The 16709-nt window shown below is 69.1% G+C and carries 11 protein-coding genes and 6 pseudogenes; 6 read left to right on the top strand and 11 right to left on the bottom strand.

All coding sequences use genetic code 11. The annotated features are described in order from the left end of the window. Positions 1 to 130: 130 nt before the first annotated feature. Together ACGFR7_RS03430 and cseB are read right to left on the bottom strand one after the other, a co-directional pair. Entirely contained in the window at positions 131 to 1393 is a 1263-nt protein-coding gene (locus ACGFR7_RS03430; RefSeq protein WP_393312424.1) for an ATP-binding protein, read from the bottom strand. 11 nt (positions 1394 to 1404) lie between these two features. Further along, positions 1405 to 2070 (bottom strand): two-component system response regulator CseB, encoded by a 666-nt coding sequence (gene cseB, locus ACGFR7_RS03425; protein WP_393312656.1) that lies wholly within the window; start codon positions 2068 to 2070, stop codon positions 1405 to 1407. An 833-nt stretch (positions 2071 to 2903) separates the two neighbouring features. On the opposite strand from cseB, the pseudogene ACGFR7_RS03420 reads away from it, so the two are divergent. Continuing rightward, positions 2904 to 3071: pseudogene (locus ACGFR7_RS03420) on the top strand (IS5/IS1182 family transposase); the annotation flags it as partial. 143 nt (positions 3072 to 3214) lie between these two features. Here ACGFR7_RS03420 and tpg read toward each other — a convergent pair. From tpg to ACGFR7_RS03405, 3 genes and pseudogenes are all read right to left on the bottom strand, one after another. Further along, positions 3215 to 3772: a telomere-protecting terminal protein Tpg gene (gene tpg, locus ACGFR7_RS03415; protein WP_393312422.1), complete on the bottom strand. Its 558-nt coding sequence runs from the start codon at positions 3770 to 3772 to the stop codon at positions 3215 to 3217. A gap of 9 nt (positions 3773 to 3781) precedes the next feature. Continuing rightward, positions 3782 to 5136 (bottom strand): annotated as a pseudogene (tap, locus tag ACGFR7_RS03410) (telomere-associated protein Tap); the annotation flags it as partial. Between the two features lie 203 nt (positions 5137 to 5339). After that, complete coding sequence (locus ACGFR7_RS03405) at positions 5340 to 6212, bottom strand: helix-turn-helix domain-containing protein (RefSeq protein WP_393312421.1); 873 nt, start codon at positions 6210 to 6212, stop codon at positions 5340 to 5342. Positions 6213 to 6339: 127 nt separating this feature from the next. Here ACGFR7_RS03405 and ACGFR7_RS03400 point away from each other — a divergent pair, with 127 nt between their 5' ends. Next, entirely contained in the window at positions 6340 to 6819 is a 480-nt protein-coding gene (locus ACGFR7_RS03400) for an RpiB/LacA/LacB family sugar-phosphate isomerase (protein ID WP_393312419.1), read from the top strand. 72 nt (positions 6820 to 6891) lie between these two features. After that, positions 6892 to 7181, top strand: a pseudogene (locus ACGFR7_RS03395) (IS5/IS1182 family transposase); the annotation flags it as partial. A 129-nt stretch (positions 7182 to 7310) separates the two neighbouring features. Here the strand turns inward: ACGFR7_RS03395 and ACGFR7_RS03390 are convergent. Together ACGFR7_RS03390 and ACGFR7_RS03385 are read right to left on the bottom strand one after the other, a co-directional pair. Next, positions 7311 to 7877 (bottom strand): GNAT family N-acetyltransferase, encoded by a 567-nt coding sequence (locus ACGFR7_RS03390; RefSeq protein ID WP_393312654.1) that lies wholly within the window; start codon positions 7875 to 7877, stop codon positions 7311 to 7313. A 486-nt stretch (positions 7878 to 8363) separates the two neighbouring features. Next, positions 8364 to 8690, bottom strand: a pseudogene (locus ACGFR7_RS03385) (transposase family protein); the annotation flags it as partial. Positions 8691 to 9357: 667 nt separating this feature from the next. Here ACGFR7_RS03385 and ACGFR7_RS03380 point away from each other — a divergent pair. Beyond that, positions 9358 to 10011 (top strand): hypothetical protein, encoded by a 654-nt coding sequence (locus tag ACGFR7_RS03380; RefSeq protein WP_393312417.1) that lies wholly within the window; start codon positions 9358 to 9360, stop codon positions 10009 to 10011. A gap of 38 nt (positions 10012 to 10049) precedes the next feature. Here ACGFR7_RS03380 and ACGFR7_RS03375 read toward each other — a convergent pair whose 3' ends face one another. After that, entirely contained in the window at positions 10050 to 11468 is a 1419-nt protein-coding gene (locus ACGFR7_RS03375) for a hypothetical protein (protein WP_393312415.1), read from the bottom strand. 872 nt (positions 11469 to 12340) lie between these two features. Here ACGFR7_RS03375 and ACGFR7_RS03370 point away from each other — a divergent pair. Further along, positions 12341 to 12625: pseudogene (locus tag ACGFR7_RS03370) on the top strand (transposase); the annotation flags it as partial. A gap of 65 nt (positions 12626 to 12690) precedes the next feature. Here the strand turns inward: ACGFR7_RS03370 and ACGFR7_RS03365 are convergent. From ACGFR7_RS03365 to ACGFR7_RS03355, 3 genes and pseudogenes are all read right to left on the bottom strand, one after another. Then, on the bottom strand, positions 12691 to 13413 hold the full coding sequence (locus ACGFR7_RS03365) for a VOC family protein (RefSeq protein ID WP_393312413.1): 723 nt from the start codon (positions 13411 to 13413) through the stop codon (positions 12691 to 12693). Between the two features lie 129 nt (positions 13414 to 13542). Next, positions 13543 to 14006 (bottom strand): annotated as a pseudogene (locus ACGFR7_RS03360) (ATP-dependent endonuclease); the annotation flags it as partial. A 770-nt stretch (positions 14007 to 14776) separates the two neighbouring features. Beyond that, the gene (locus tag ACGFR7_RS03355) at positions 14777 to 15442 is read right to left on the bottom strand and encodes a nitroreductase (protein ID WP_393312652.1); all 666 of its coding nucleotides are present in this window, start codon (positions 15440 to 15442) and stop codon (positions 14777 to 14779) included. A 112-nt stretch (positions 15443 to 15554) separates the two neighbouring features. Here ACGFR7_RS03355 and ACGFR7_RS03350 point away from each other — a divergent pair. Beyond that, positions 15555 to 16479 (top strand): IS5 family transposase gene (locus ACGFR7_RS03350; RefSeq protein ID WP_393312411.1). Its coding sequence is split into 2 segments (ribosomal slippage): positions 15555 to 15904 and positions 15903 to 16479, totalling 927 coding nucleotides; the frame shifts between segments, so codons are not numbered across the junction. Positions 16480 to 16709: the final 230 nt, after the last annotated feature.

Genomic DNA, 16709 nt, shown 5'->3' with positions numbered 1-16709 from the left:
CTTCTCCAGGTGCGGAAGGGCACGCTTCGAAGGATGCCGGGGGAACGTATCGGGGCCTGAGCCGCCGCGTATCGGCGTTCCCGCCGCCTCGTAGCAGTCCCGTAGCGGCAGGTCCGCAGGCGCCGGGCCCTCATGCCGACGCGGCGGTCCTGCAGGACTCGGCTGGTGGGAACGGCAGGCGCAGGGTGGCGACGGCGCCGCCGTCCGGGGCGTTTTCCAGATGCAGCCCGGCACCGAGGAGCCGGGCCTGGCCCAGGGCGATGGTCAGGCCCAGGCCGTGGCCCGTGCCGCGCTCCGTCGCACCCGTCTGGAACCGGCGGGGACCGTTGAGCAGCAAGTCTGCCGGGAAGCCGGGGCCGTGGTCGCGCACGACGACCGTACGGCCCTTGACGGCTACCTTGACCGGGGGGCCTCCGTGCCGGTGGGCGTTGACGACGAGGTTGCTGACGATCCGCTCCAGGCGGCGCGGGTCGGTCTCCACGGTCTGAGCGGCTTCCGTCTCGGCGCCGGTGACCTCGATGCGGAGACCGGTGCGTGCCACGGCCTCGGCGACGACGGCGCCGAGCGGCACCCGGGCGCGGACCGGCTGTTCGGCCCCGGCGTCCAGTCGGGAGATTTCCAGCAGGTCCTCAACCAGCGCGCGCAGATCCCGCACCCGGGCCCGCACCAGATGCTCCGTCTCACCGGCCGGGAGCAGGTCGGCGGCGGCCAGCAGACCGCCGATGGGGGTGCGCAGCTCATGGGCCACGTCCGCGGTGAACTGCCGCTCGGTGCACAGCAGTTGGCCGAGGCTGTCGGCCATACGATCGACGGTGGCGGCGATCTCGGCCACCTCGTCGTGGCCCTTGGTGGGCCCGGTGCGGGCATCGAGATCCCCGGCGGAGATCCGGCCTGCGGTCTCGGAGACCCGCCGCAGCCTGCGGGCGAGCAACCCGGCCCCGTAGACCGCCAGCGGCGCGGCCGCTGCGAGTGCGACCAGCGAGGCCACCGCCATGGTCACGTCGAGTTGGCGCAGATTGTGCAGCTCCGTGCCCATTTGGTAGTCCACGGCCAGCACGGGGCTGCCCGGACCACCCGTCCGTTGAGCGGCCCAGAAGACCGGGATGTCGTAGGCCGTGTGCTGCTCGCCGTCAGCAGGGTGGCGCAGTGCGGCGGGCAGGTCGGCCGGATCGAGTTCCGCGCCCTCGGCCAGCGTGCCGGTACGCCGGTAGACGTCCATGGCCGAGTAGAGGCTGTTGAAGGCTTGCGCTTCGGCCCGGTCGCGGATGTCCCGCGCGGTCCACGCATGCACCAGCACGCCCACCGCCGCCACGACCAGGAACGCCGTGGCCGCGGCCAGCGCGGCAATCTTCCAGCGCAAGGACGAGAAGTCCGGCCGCAGGCGGGGGAACATACGCACCGGCCTCAGCGCCTGAACTTGTAGCCGAAGCCGCGGACCGTCTCGACCCTGTCCCGGCCCAGCTTCTTGCGCAGCCGCTGCACACACAGGTCCACGACCCGACTGTCACCGTCCCAGCCGTACTCCCATACGTTCCGCAACAAGGTGTGCCGCTCGAGCACAACGCCGGGATGGGCGGCGAACTCCAGAAGCAACTTCAATTCAGTCGGAGTCAGCGCCACCGGGCTTCCGGAGACGAACACCTCCATGCCGGCGGTGTCGATGCTCAGGTCCCCGAACACCAGCATCTTCCCCTCGGACGGCGGCCCCTCGTCGGTGGCCCGCTCGGGTCCCGGGGCGGGCGCGTAGGTCGCCCGCCGCAGCAGCGAGCGGATGCGCGCCACCAGCACGTACGTGTCCACGGGCTTGACCACGTAGTCGTCCGCCCCGGCCTCCAGACCTGCGACCACATCGAGCCCGTCGCCGCGCGCGGACATCATCAAGACGGGCACCAAGCTGGTCTCCCGGACCCGGCGGCACAGGCCGATCCCGTCCAGACCGGGCAGCATCACGTCCAGGATCATCAGGTCGAAGCTCTCGTCGCGGAAGAGCTCAAGCCCCGCAAGACCGTCGGCCGCGGCCTTCATCTCGTAGCCGTAACGCTCCAGGGCGATGGTGAAGGACCGACGCATCAGGTCGTCGTCCTCCACCAGCAGCACGCGGACAGGTCGCGAAGAGGCCCCGGCCGGGGCGGACGAGGACACGGGCGAATGACTCCTGTGGGGACGGTCCGGGTGAGGCGGCGGTCCCGGCTGCACTCACGACTCACGCGCAGGCGGCGACCCGAAAGGAACGATACGACAGACACCAGGCGCGCCGACCGCGTCGCACAGCAGACACACACCCCACTCCCCACAGCCTCTCCCAGCCGCGAAACCCCAGGTCAGCACCGGTAACGCCGGCCCTGATGCCTGCCGGGTCCAGAGCATCGCGGCCCCTGTGGGTGTCGCTTCGCCATGGCCCGGCGCACTGATTCGATGCGCAACCAAGCGCTCCCTGATACCCACCGGATACAAACCCCAGGGCAGTATGTGACGACCTGGTCGGCCGACGGTGTGTCACGGTCACCAGCTGTCGGAGTCGCTGAACGTGACCTCGATCCTGTCGTCCGGCTTGATCCATACGGTGCCGCCCTTGACCAGGAGCTCGAAGCTGCCACCAGCAGCGCGGGCTTGCCCGGGGGCACTGTGGGCTTGCCCGCGTCGTCGGCGGACGACTTGACCGGTCAGGCGCGGAAGCGGGAGAGCCGGCCGCCGGCCTTCTGCGCCGCCTGCAGGGCTTCCTGCTCCTGGCACTCGCGTTCGTCGGCTTCGGCCTACTGCTCGGCCGCGACCGTCCGGCTCTGGCAGTCCTCGCACAGGTGCGGGTGCAACTCGCGCGGGTGGCTCCAGGCGCCCGGTGCCCGCCCCCGAGGGCGTGACCCTGCGGACCCTGATCAGGGAGGACGTGCGTGCCGCCCTGTCCGAGCGGCATCCGCCCGGCGACCGCGGGACCGTCGAACCACAACGTGGTCGAGCGGTCCTTCGCCCTGCTCAAGCAGTGGCGGGGCCTGGCCACAAGGTTCGACAAGCTCGCGATCGTCTACCGCTCGGCTGCGGTCCTCGCCGCAGTGCTGGTCTGGGCTCGCATTTAACGGACACGCTTTAGACCGCGACCCGCTCCCCTGGGACGCGTCCGCATAATGGCACAGAGCGCTGGCAGCAAGGCCGGCCGGGCGGCGGTGTGCAACTGGCCAACTGAAGCACTCAGTCACATCCTGTTCCAGGTCCTCACGTTTCAGAAGTCGAGCTCCACGTAGTCGATGTCGGTGAACTCCACGAGCAGGCCGCTCGCGCGGCGGCCGCGGTCCTTGAAGTAGATCTCCTGCAGGCCCTCGGCAGCGATGATCTGCAACTGCTGCTCGGTGGCACCGGCGGCCTGGGCGTCGAAGAGCCGGGCGGCGTAGGCGGGCGGGAGGTGCTGGGTGATCAGGCGGATCCGCCCGTCATCGGTCGTGCCTGGTGCAGCGGTGAACCCGAACCTTGCCCGCGTCTCGATGGTGAGCCCGGTGCGCTGGGCCGCGCGCTGCTGGGCCCTCTGGCGCACCTTCGGCTGCCAGCGTTTTCGGACCTCACGCTCTGTGCGGGCGGCGAGTTCGCGGCGGGGGCGTCGAATCTGGTCTTTGACGTACCGCTCCACGGTGCGCTGCGAGATACCCAGGAGCTGGGCGACGGCCTTGGTGGAGCCTTTGTGCTGCTTGACCAGGTACCGCATCTGCGCCCCTGCGCTCTTGGGGATCGGGCGGGTGGCGGTGGCGGCCGATGCCTTCTCGATGCTGTCGCCGATGATGCCCACGTCGGTCTCCTACTCTCCGTCGAGTGCGGCGTCGGCGCCTTTGATGTGCCGGGCGGGGTTGTGGCCTTCGTCGAGCATCTGCACGGCCCGCAGCAGCTCTTGGGTGCCTTCGTGCTTGACCATGCCGGGCGAGACGCCGAGACGGAAGCTGCCGGGGCCGGCTTGCCATCGCCGGTGCGCGGCAGGAAGTCCAGCGGGCTGGGGCCGTCGGAGAGGTAGACGGCGCAGTCCGGCAGCAGGGCGATGGGGATCAGTGCGTCCAGGCCGAGCGTCAGGTGCCCTGTGGGCGCCGGGGCCTGTGGTGTGGCCAGGGCGGTCTTGAGGATCTTGCGGTGCATGTTGACGCGGGCGGCGGAGATGACGGCGGCGCGGATGTCGGGACGCCAGGTCGGCCGTGCCAGCGCCGGCCACGGCTCGCCGAACGCGTGCTTGATGCTCTTGGGCCGCTCGCGCAGCTTGCCGATGCCGCCCTTGAACGTCGACTTGATCGCGGACAGCACCGGTGCCAGGGCCGGGTCGGCGGCCTTGTGCTGCTCCATCGCCACGAGGAACTCCTCCTCCGACAGGCCGGAGGTGACGCCGAGGTCGGCCATGGTCGCCTTGTACGCCTCACCGATGCGCTTGTACCAGGGGTCCAGGTAGGCGCCGGAATCGGTACGGACCCACGCCTCCAGCGGCCGGATCTGCGCCGGTAGGCGGTAGGTGTCGATGAGCTCCTGGGCGTAGGCGACCGTCGGCGTCGCGTACCAGGCCGGGCCCTCGGGCTGGATGCCGTGCGGGGTGAAGGGATTGGGCAGGCGAGAGTTGAGTTCGATGCCGGACAGGTCCACCAGCCACGAGCCGGGCGTCTTCTTGTCGAAGGCCGGCGCCCGCAGATGCACCGGACCCGACAGGCCGACGAGCAACCGGTTGGCGGCGGCGAGAAAGGCGGTGTTCACATCGATGCCGACCGCAAAGGACCGCTCGCACTCGGCGTCGGTGAGCAGCTACGGGTCACGGATCCACTCGTACGCCTCCTCGTCCAGGACTTCGGCGGGGGTGCGCTGGTGGCCCCGGGGGTAGAGCGCGGCAACGACAGGGTGCTCGTCCGGAGCCTCCACCGGGGCAGGATCGACCGCCTCGGTCAACGAGCCGGGCATAGGGCCGGAGACCCAGGTGCCGGAGTCCTCGTCTTTGACGGCCCGGGTCGGCGGCCGCAGGGCGGTCATCGCCTCAAGGCCGGAGACGGCCGTCGAGCCTCGCGGGGTCAGGACACGGGCCGCGTAGGTGCCCAGGACGCGGGCGATGTCCGCGGGCGCCAGCTGGTCGGTGCTCCCCCACGAGCGCTCATCGAGCGCCGCCCAGGGCAGGACCGCCAGTTCGAGGTCCGCCTGCCCCATGGAGGCGAGGCGATCAGCGACGCGGTGGGCGACGGCTCTCGAGTGACGAGCCACATCGGAAAACATCCGGCAGGGCGACCCTGTGGACGGGTCCGTCTCGATGCAGACGGGCGCAGGTGGGGTATGGATCGTTGAAGAACTCTTGGCCAAAGGGCCGGCGGAGACGGGGGCCGAGGTCTGCTGTGTCATCAAGACCGTGCCAGCGGGCTCGTGCCGTCCTCTGCTCTCGGGGGTACTTCCCGAAGACGGCTGAGCACCCGCGCGGTGGGGCTGCCGGGCGGGGCGACGTAGGCGACGAGGGAGTGGCTGGAGTCATCCGCCGGATGAAATGTTTCATACTCGAGTTCGAGCACTCCTGCGGTGGGATGACGCAAAGGCTTGGGACCGTAAGTTTTGCGGGCCACGCCGTGTTCTTCCCACAAGCGCCGGAATTCTTCACTACCGGCCGTCAGGTCTTTCACGAGTGGTGCCAGCTTTCGCGGCTCGCGGCCGAATTCCAAGCGCAGCAGCGATGCCGTGTGCCGCGCCTTTTCGGGCCAGTCCGCGTACCGCTCGTGGGCGGCCGAGTCGAGGAAGACCAGGCGTGCCAGGTTGCGTTCTTGCGGCGCCAGGGCCGGGAAATCAGCGATGAGAATCCTGGCCAGCCTATTCCATGCAAGGATAGTCAGGCCAGGGCCGAGGATGTAGGCCGGAGAATTCTCCAAGGCGTCCAGCATGGCCTGCAGCCCCGGACGGACGCCTGGGCCGCTTCCGTTTCCGCGAGTAGGGGGCTCGTGGGGAACTCCGGTCAGCGCATACAGGTGTAGCCGCTCGGCTTCGTCGAGATGTAGTACGCGTGCGACCGAGTCCAGAACGGCAGTCGAGACATTTTCGGCTTTACCCCGCTCCAGGCGAATGTAGTAATCGACACTCACGCCGGCCAGCAGCGCCAGCTCCTCCCGGCGCAGACCAGGCACACGCCGTCGCCCGGTACCCCCACAGATGCCCGCCTTCTGCGGGGAAAGGCGCGCACGTCGCGTGCGCAGAAACTCCCGCAACTCCTGCCGTCTGGTCTGATCCATGCCCCCAGTATCTATTACGAGCAGGGGGGTCCTCCCAGACCCTGGGGAAGACCGGGCCTCCCTCGTCGCGTCACCGTGCCGCACAGTCGTGGATGAAGCGGTTTGCACGAATCCGAAGGAGTACGTGATGACGCAGAAACTGACCATCGCACTGGGCGGCGACGAGCGCGCGCTGGATTACAAGGACGCCCTGCGCACTTACCTGGCCAAGGACCCCCGGGTCACGCGGGTCATCGATGTAGGGGCCGACCGGGCGGATCCGGCCGGCTACCCGCATGTCGCCGTCGACGCCGCGCAGCTCGTCGCCTCGGGTGAGGCCGACCGGGCCCTGGTGTTCTGCGGCACCGGGCTGGGAGTCGCCATCAGCGCCAACACCGTTCCCGGTATCCGGGCCGTCACGGCACACGACCCGGTTTCCATCGACGGCGCCATCAAGATTAACAATGCTCAGGTCCTGACCATGGGCTCGTTGATCATCGGCTTGGGACTGGTACACACTCTGGTCGACCAGTGGCTGGACCTGCGCTACGACCCCGATTCCCCCTGGGCCCCCCTGGTCGATGCCATGGAGGAGTACGACAAGAAGTTCAGCCCCCCGGCCAGCTGATCAAGTGACCGTCGGGCGACAGGAGCGAGCCTAAGAGGGTGTCCTACGTGGTGAGTGGGGAATTCTTTCACCATGGCGAGGAATCGCTGGGGGTGGATCGTCCCGGACGGGTTGTGGGAGCTCACCCAGCCGCTGCTGTCGCCGCCGCGCGTCCGTCCGCAGGGCGGCGGAACTGCGAATACCGACGATGAGGCGGTGTCCGCCGCGCTGCCGCCATGCTTCGGCATCTCCAAGTTCACCGCCCACCGCCGGTTCGTGATCTGGTCACGAACCGGCGGTGGGCCCGCCTGCCACAGGCCGTCCTGGACCGGCTCGCCGCCCGCGGCCTGCTCGACCTGAGGCGTTTGGTGCTCGACACCGCCACGAATGAGGCTTTCGGCAGGCTCTTCCATGCATCGGAGGCTCTCGCAGCCCAACTGACACCGACAACGAATTATCGGTTGCCCGTCACTCAACCAGGCACGGTTGAGACTCCTCGGCCAACGGCGACCTCATTTCTCGTGAACATCTGCTGAGGCTTCGACTCTCCATCGCCTCCCAAACCGGTGGCCAAACGCTGCTACCGAACGCGAACGAAGCCAATCCTCTGTTTGCCGGTCGCAGGTGCCGGTGCGGGTGAAGCCGGCCTTCGTCAGCACGCGGCCGGAGGCCGGGTTGTCGGGGTGGTGCATGGCCTCCAGGCGCTCCAGGCCGCCGATGGCGAAGGCGAAGTCGACCACGTGCTGGGCGGCTTCGATGGCGTAGCCGTTGCCCCAGGTGTCCTCGCGCAGGATGTAGCTGAGGGTGCCCATGGTCGGGGTTCGTCGCCGCAGGGCGATCAGGCCGCTCATCTCGTCGGCGGTGATGCCCCAGCTCCACTGTGCCCGTGGTGTCTCGGCGGCTCGGGCGAGGGCGGCGCGGATCTTCTCGTGGGCCTGGTCGAGGGTAAGGGGCTTGCCGGTGGTGGGCCGGATGGAGGCGCCGCTGTAGATGCGGGCGAGGGCCGGGGCGTCAGGGTCACCATGCGGGTCAGCTCCCTTTCCGGTTGTCGGCCATCGGGCTTTCGACTGGCCGCCCAGGCTCCGTACTGCCGCTGGATGTTCGCGCGGATACCCGGCTTGCTTCCGCCCTGGATACCCGGATGCAGCGGCGCGCAGCGGATACCCGAATGCTTACCCCGCCCCGGATACCCGGCGGTGAGCAGTGCGTATTCGCCGCGCGCCGTAAACGGCCATCACCGGGCCGGGGCATCGGCCACCTCGCTGTGCGCTTGCACGCCGCATAGTCATGGGTGACCGGCCGCCGTCGGCCATGGCCGACGGCCGACGTCGGTATATCGGCCGTCGGCCATGAAGCGGTGGCCGGTGGCCGATGCACCGCGAAGTCGGCCACCACCGGTGTGCTGCTCATCGGCCATCGGCCACCGGCCACGATGCCCATGGACGCCGGCCTCACGCCGGTGGCTGACGTCTCGGCGCGCGGGTGGCCGATCGGCCGAGCGGGGAGCCGAGGTGGAGCAGTGGGCGGCACTTCGCCGGGCGTCGGCGCGGCCGATGGTGGCGCCTGCCGTCCACGATGAGCACGGTGTCCTTGGCGAACCGCTTGCGGGGCTGAGGCGCGAGCATCGGCGCGCGGTGGTCGATGATGCGGTCCGCCGCCGACTTCGACACCCCGAACAGCGGCGCGAGCTGCCGCATCGTCAAGTTCGTGCGCCAGTACGCCGCGACCAGCAGTGTTCGGTCCTCCAGGGGAAGGCTCCACGGCCGGCCCTTGCGGACCGCGTCCGCACCCTCACGACTCAGCATCGTCACCAGCTTTCCGAACGCACGCGGGCTCAGCCCGGTGAACGGGGCTATCCAGGAAGGCTCCGACGCCGTGATCACACCAGCCACACCAAGATCATCGCAACTCGAGCAGCACAATCACTCAGTTGCGGGAGCTCAGCCGCAGCGTTAGCAGGCGGCGCAGACGCGCAGAGGACCCTCGAAGAGTCCCGAGCCTCCTCACCTCGTCCGCCTCAAGCTCTAGCCGACCTGCGAGAGCAAGCACGGCGGCGTAGGGTCGTTCACCCTCCTCAAGCTTCGCTGCAACGTCATCGAGCACAGCTCGGAGAACGATGCGGTTCGCACCAGGATGTTCAGCCAGGAGACGAAGAAGCCGGTTGTCGTTCCAGACACTGTCGCGAGCCTTGCTCAGTTCCAGGAGAGCCGCGGGCGGGGTGTGGGGATTAGTGGCCAGAGCCTGCCAGACGAAGGGGTACGGACATTGAACGAGGCGATGTAGGGCACAGCCGTCTTTCTCCGCACGTGCGAGTGCGAGGTAGTCGGCAGGCGTGGGCATGCGGATGGCCTCTCAGGATGGTCGGAGCCGACATCCTGCCATCGCGCCTGTCCATCAGCGGGCACCGGGACGGCCCTACCTGGGTTCGCCCCGACCGTCATTTACGGGACATCCCTTAGCGAGCCGCCCAAGTTTCGTCGGATCCAGTGGCCTTGCCAAACGCTCCCGACCACAACAGCTGAGATCCGCGTCCGCGGCGGCGAACCCACGGTGGAGGCAGTGTTCACCGGCGGGTATATCGAGGCGATCGCCTCCCCCAAGGGCGACCTCGACCTTCCCGGCCGCTGGGTGGACTGGGAGAACCGCGTCCCCGGCCCCTCCTGGATCTCCCTCGCCTGGCGCGCACAGGACGACCGGCTGCACACCGGCGCCCGCACCACCCTGGACAGGCTCCTGAACACCGCGCACACCGAACCGTACGACGTCGGAGAGATCGACTGGCCCAGCTGGCGCACCTTCGTCGCCTCCCTCGGCGACCCACAGCTCACGATGGCTGGACTTCGCCCGGACCTGTGGGCCGTAGGGCACTCCACCACGAAGACAGCCGCCGTCATCCAGCAGGACGGTCTGATCCTCGCCGACGCCCCCGACTCCCCGTCGCTTTCCACTCTCGACAGTCCGGCGGCCAGCTGCTTGTGCCGTCCGGTCCAGGCGCTGCGGGGCGGCTTCCTGACGCCTTCTCGGCACAAGCCCCGGCAGCGCGGCGGCCTCACAGACGAGGCGCTGGACCGCTCGGCTTCTCCGCCGGGCCGGGAGCGCGCCGCACCCGCCCGGTCCAGGAGCCCGGCGAGGGCGTGCCCGTGCTGCGGCGGCCGCTGGGCTATGTGGCGCTCATTCCGCCGGCGTGGGCGCTGTGGATCGTCACCGGGGTGATCACCCACTCCGGCTGACCCGCCTGGTGGGTCCCGTGGTCACGCCAGGGTGTCGAGCGCTTCCTCGGCCAGGCAGGCCAGATACCGGGGACAGCCCCAGGCCTCGCCGCCCCGGGCTTCCTCCGGGGCGGCGAACTCAGCCGGTGCGTAGAGGTGGTTGAGGTGCGCCTGGAAGTCCGGGTAGGCGGGCGGATGGGCCTCGTCGTGCGCACACACCGCGTCGGGCGCGGCGGTCCTGACGCCGACGAGCACCTCCCGGATCTCCTCGCCGACGTCCGGGGCCAGTTCGACGGCCTCTGCGCACCACAGGACCAGGAGCAGCAGCACCAGACGCTCCCGCGGGCTGTTGTCCCCGGTGGCCGCGTACCGCCGCGCGGCCCAGCGCACGGCGTTCTCGGCCTCCCAGGACTTGTCGTACTCCGCCGCGTCGAAGCAGTGCGTGAGCGCGCCGATGTCGAGCCGTCCGTCGGCGCGGGTGTACGCGCCGTCCAGGAGACGGTCATCCCGGGCGCCGACGAGGGAGTCCCGCGCGTAGCGCAGATTGCTCAGTGCCTCCTCGGCGAGGCCGCGCAGGAAGCCGTGGCACAGCCACCCCTTCAGGAGCTCGTCGGCGCTCCATGCCCGGAGCTCGGCCCGGCCGCCGGGACTGCGCAGGAAGAAGCCGGTCATGGCGTCGCCGCTCGGGTCGCCGGACAGCTTCGGGTGCTCGGCGGCGGTGTGCGGGCAGGAGGTGCCGCGCAGGAGTGGCAGCGCCGCCTCCAGGCCCGTGATCATGTCGTCCAGCACGGACTGCTCGGTGATCAGGCCGGAGGCCGCGTACCACTGGCTCGCGTGCAGGGTGACGACATACCCGGCGAGCACCCCCTTCGTCGGATGGCAGGGGAGGGCGCCGGCCTGGCCGGACAGCTCCTCGCCGGGGTCGCCGTAGGGGTAACCGTTGAGGAGCGACGACAGCCTGCTCAGGCTGCTCGTGTGGGCGGCGGGGATCCGCTCGGGGAGACCGTCCACCGTGAACGGGTCGAGGACGTCGGCGGTGAGCCGGGCGAAGCCGGCCACGTTGGCCGGGCAGCGCCAGGTATCGCCCTCGGGCGCCGGGCCTACCAGGCTCTTCAGCTCGGGCCCGGCCAGCCACACCTCGTCCGCCAGGAGTTCCTTCAAGGCGTCCTCATACGGGTGGGAGGTATGGGGGCACGGCATTTCCTTCAGGGCCCGGTCGACGGCGAGCAGCGCATCCAGCGCACTCCGGGCAGCCTCCGGCCCCGGCCGCCAGGCGAGGTAGCCGGCCATCCGCACCAGCCCGAACGTCCACAGATGCACCTGTTCGCCGCCAGGGTCGGCGAACAGGTGGCGGGCGCAGTCCCGTACGAGCGGATCCGCTGCGGCGCCGTCAGAGGCCGCCGAGACGCGCCCCCACGCCTCAATGAGCCGCTGGTTCCGGGCGGCAGGAGTATCGATCATGTTCGGTACGACGATGCGGTGCCCGTGCGGGGTTCCTGGCCGTCCGGCGGCGGGCCGGTGCCTCGTGGCCGGGATCGGCGACCATCAACGCATACCTCGGTAAGCGTTCATAGATGACCGTAGCGGGCGCAAAGCCACGACCAGGTACAGCGGAGAGGCCTGCCCCCCCGTAAGCAGGGGCCTCGCTAGAGCTGATGCCGTCCTCTTCTCGGCTCGCGCCCGGCCAGCAGCGCCGCGATCCCCCAGGTGATCGTCCGCGGTCGTCCCCCACGCGCCCGGGTCGAACTGAACCCGCACTTGATATTCGCCAGCGCAGGGTCGTCCCCTGGTGCGCAGACTCGTCGATGAGGACGATGAGCATGCTGGCCTCCCGAGGGCGTGCCGGAGTAGCTGCATCCGGGCTCTCGGGCTGCCGGATCTCATGCTGGCGTATTTCGCGAATCAGCGTCGCAGGGTGCTGCATGGCGCGGAGCTGCCTTGCTCGGCTTGGTGCGCTGGGGCCGGTGAGCCACGGGACCGGGCGGATCGAGTCGGCGGCCAACGCCACGCGGCTCGTTGTGCTGGCAGGTCGTCCGCCAGCGCATGTCCTCCAGCGGCGGCCGCTCAGAACAGGCTCGACGCGCCCACATGACGAGCGCGTACAGGCCCGTCCCGACGGTGCAGATGATCGCCAGCCACACCAGGGCGCTCCACGAGTTGACGGCGGGCCGGGTAGAGGCGAGCGGGCCGAACATGCGCACGGCCTGGGAGGTGGCGGCTACTGCGGTCGACGGTGAGCGCCCGGGTGGTCTTGCCCTTGCCGGGTCGGCCGGTGCCGGCTGCACCCCGCTGGACTTGCCGGCGGGGTGCAGCGTGTCAGGCCTGGGTCAGTGCCCCGCCACAGGCCCCGGTGCGTGTACGCCGACCGGGCCTACGACTTCGGCAAGTACCGTCGCCTGCTGTGGAAGCGCGGCATCAAGCCGATGATCGCCCGACGCGGCGTCGCCCATGGCTCCGGGCTGGGCAAGGTCTGTTGGGTCGTCGAGCGTTCCTTCGCCTGGCTCCATCAGTTCAAGCGACTGCGGATCCGCTACGAACGACGCTCCGATCTCCACGTCGGTCTGCTCCAACTCGCGTGCAGCATCATCTGCCTGCGCCGGCTCCGTGCATCAGGATGAAGAAGGCGTCAGGATGGTGGGCGCCGAAGGCCAGTCGAGCACGGTCAGCTCGGGCCACTGCTGGCCTATCGGGGGGGCAGCACACAGAATTCGTGACCGTCGGGGTCGGCCATCACCACCCAGTCGACGTCCCCTTGGTCGATGTCGATGCGCGTTGCCCCGAGGGAGACGAGCCGATCGACCTCCGTCTGCTGATCGCTGCCGACCGGTGGAGCGAGGTCGAAGTGCAGCCGTTTCTTCCCCGTCTTGGGCATCAGGGGTGGACCACCCCACGTGACCTTCGGACCACCGTGCGGTGAGCGGATCGCGGTCTCCTGTTCCTGGTCCCAGACCAATGGCCAGCCCAGCGCTCGGCTCCAGAAGTACCCGGCCTCCTGCGAGCCATCGCCCGCCAGCGCTCCAATGAATCCGCACTCGGCGAGGAAGCTGTTGCCCGGCTCGATGACGCAGAACTCATTGCCCTCGGGGTCGGCGAGCACCACATGCCCCTCCTCCGGGCGTTGACCGATGTCGATGTGCCGGGCGCCGAGTTCGAGCGCCCTCTCCACCACCTGCATCTGGTCGTCAAGGGACGTGCTCGTCAGATCGAAGTGCATGTGGTTCTGGCCTGTCTTCCGCTCCTGGGTCGGTAGGAAGCGGAGCCGGAACCCGGTCTCGTCGCTGGGGAGCAGCGTGATGTTGTCGGAGGAGTCCTCGGATGTCTCCCAGCAGAGAAAGTCCGCCCAGAAGCGCGCGAGACGGAGCGGGTCGTGCGCATCGAAACAGAGAGCGTGTAGGCGAGACGGCATCCGCAGGTCTCCCAGTAGGGGCAGGCGGCTCGTGCTGGAGCCTGCCCAGCCGTTGCCACCTGGTCAACCGATTAACGCTCGCGCTCATCCGCTGTCGAGCATGCTCGACGCGGCAGTGCGTCCACGCCCTCACAGGCTCGCGAGGAGGTCATCGAGCGGAGGCGGTGTCCGGTCCGGTGCGAGGGCATCGACAAGGAGACGGCCATAGCGGATCTTGCGGCCCTTCTTCATACCGAGGAAGCGCCGCACCTGCTGATGCCGGGGCCGACCGTGCTGTGCGGACTGACGCTGGAAGGACTGCCAGGCACGGAAGTCACCCTCGGCGCGGAGGACCTCCTCGACTCCCGCCGTGCCAAGCGCGCGGATGAGTTCGTCCTCCAAGGTGCGGTGCATACGTGGATGTCCTGGAGCGAAGCCTGTGAGCGCGTCAGCCCGCGCTCGTAGAAGCCCTTCTCGCCCTCATCACACAGTCCTGTCAGGCGCAGGCCGAGGCCGGGCGGCCCGAGGAGCCCGGCATAGCGGCCGACGTTCATCGCCCCGCCCATCGACACGACACACACTCCCTCCGCGGCCAGGTTTCGGCCGCGCCGGGCGCCAAAGCACTGCCAACGGCCGTGCGCGTGGAGGACATTGAGCGCATGGGGTATCGCATGGCAGGACGACGGCCTTGGCCCACGATCGTCATCTACTACCGTGTGACGGCGACCAGCTCCTCGGCGCCTCGCTGTTCCGCCATACGAAGTGGAACCTCACCAAGGTGAAGGTGCCCCAAAGCGTGGACGGCCTGCGTATCGTCTTGGAATCGCTGCGCACCGCCAACGGCATCCGGGTCGACGTACCCGATCCGCCGTACACCCCTGGCACGCTCGTGCTCACCCGCAGCCGAGACAGAGGGGTGCTGGTCGAAGGATCACGCTCGCCCGGAGCGGCGAACCGCATCGCCGATCTGATGCTGGATGCTCTCCGCCGCCACGAGAAGACCATCGAGCAGAGGAAAGTCGCGGACGCGGATACGCGCAGCAGAACGCAAGCAGCTCGCGGACGCCGCGTGGGCAGAGCGCCAGAGGGTCGGCGACCGCGAGCGGTCGGTGAGCCTGCGGACGGTCTCGGGAGGGCTGCCCACTCTCAGCCGGCGTTCTTGTCCGTCGGCGGCGACAGCACCCGGGCACGAGCCGCTGAACAGGACGCCACCGACCGACAACCCCTCGCAGGAATCATGTCGCAAATGATCTGGTCTGCGTCAACGGCTCCGACCTGCAGCGACCCCGCTTGCGCTTCTTGCGGCCCGTCTGGCCGAGGGGCTCGCAAGACCACGTAACAAAGCCCTACTAGGCAGTGTCCTGTTGATCTCGGCTGTCAGCGGTCACACTCCGATGAAGCTCACCGTTTCTGTCATGTCCGCCCGCCCGGTACGTAGCCGTGGCACGCCTTCCTTCTCAATTCCCACTGAGATGCCGCAGAACAGCACGAGCTCGTCATCGGCGCCGACTGTTCGGCTGACGGTCTTGCGGAACATGGTCCACATCACCTGGGGGCAGCTGTGCAACCCTTCCGCCCTCAGCAACAGCATGACCGTCTGCAAGTACATCCCCGCGTCACCCCACTGGCCGGGCCCCATCGTCCGGTCGAGGTAGCAGAACAAGACGACCGGCGCCCCGAACGCCTCCGAGTTCAAGGTAGCGATCTTCTGGGGTCGGTCGGGGTCGTCGCGCTCTATACCCAGCGCTTCGTATCGCTGAGCTGCCGCAGCGGAGAAGCGGTCCAGATACGGCGAGGTCAGTTCGTCCGGGTACATCGGATACTCCCGCTCATCACCCGGGTCTCCCGCCAGTGCCCTGGCGGTCGCGTGTCTCTTCAGTTCGGCCAAGGGTTCGCCGGTCACGACATACACATGCCACGGTTGGAGGTTTCCGCTGGACGGAGCCCGTGTCGCTGCGGTCAGCACTCGTTCGAGTACCTCCCTGGGCACCGGCCCATCGCTAAACGCCCGCACGGCCCGGCGACTGTCCACGGCCTCATACACATCCACGTCTTCGCGTCCTCTCATCAACCGGGCCCCTCCACCGTATTCAGCGGTCAGCACCGAGCATCGCCAGGGGCTGGACAACGTCCCGACGATCAGTCCAGTCGTTGATAGGGCTGTGGGACGCAGAGGTGACTTGACGGATGCTCAGTGGGAGCGGCTGGAGCCACTTCTACCGGTGAGCAACGGGCGTTGCAGCCGGTGGCGGAACCGCCAGGTCGTGAACGGGGTGCTCTACCGGATACGCACGGGCGTGCAGTGGCGTGATCTGCCTGAGCGGTACGGACCGTGGAAGACGGTGCACGAGCGGCATCGCCGCTGGTCAGCGGATGGAACCTGGGAAATGCTTTTCCAGCGGGTCCAGGCCGAGGCGGACGCAGTCGGCGAGATTGACTGGGACATCTCGGTCGACTCGACATCCGTGCGCGCGCACCACCACGCCGCCGGCGCCCGGCAGGCTCCGCCGCCCGCCATCAAAAGGGGCTTCGCCTGGGCGGTCAAAGCCGTCGGATCCGGGCGGAACTGATCGACCGGCTGGCGGAGGTGGTGCGGGAGGTGAGGCGCTCGGCCGCTCACGCGGCGGGTTCACCACCAAGATCCACCTGAGTGCGGACGGCCGCTGCCGGGCGCTCTCGCTGGTCATCACGCCCGGGCAGTGCGCCGACTGCACCCAGTTCGAGCCGGTCATGGACAAGATCCGCGTGCCGAGGCTCGCCACCGGCAGACCGCGTACGAAGCCAGACAGCGTCAGCGCCGACAAGGGCTACAGCAATCGCCGAACCCGTCGCTACCTGCGCAGACGAGGAATCCGGCACGTCATCCCGGAGAAAGCCGACCAGGCCGCCAACCGGGCCCGGCGCGGCAGCGCCAGCGGTCGGCCGCCCGGTTTCGACAAGGCCCGCTACAAGAAGCGCAACACCGTCGAACGGGCGATCAACAAGCTGAAGGCCTTCCGCGCGGTTGCGACCAGGTTCGACAAGCGCGGCTACGTCTACCTCGGCACCGTCACCGCAGCCGCACTCGTCATCTGGCTCCGCTCGTGATCGCCAGGACACTGCCCAGGTGCGCTGTCCGGTCCGTGCACGGTGGACAGGTCCGGGCCCGTGCACTCCGGAAGCCGGCCGCGGTAGCCGGCACGGATCCGGCCGGCCGGTACAGCCCGGCCGGCCGGATCGCACCGTACGGCGGCGCGTGGCCGGTCGGCCGGCACTACTGGTCCACGGGCGGCGGTGCCTTGCGCGCGAGTGGCATGACTGCGCTGGGGCGGGATCGG

Source organism: Streptomyces sp. NPDC048516, from assembly GCF_043199875.1.
Classification (GTDB): Bacteria; Actinomycetota; Actinomycetes; order Streptomycetales; family Streptomycetaceae; genus Streptomyces.
Note: the sequence above shows the minus strand (reverse complement) of the source record. Positions and strands in the feature narration are given on the sequence as shown.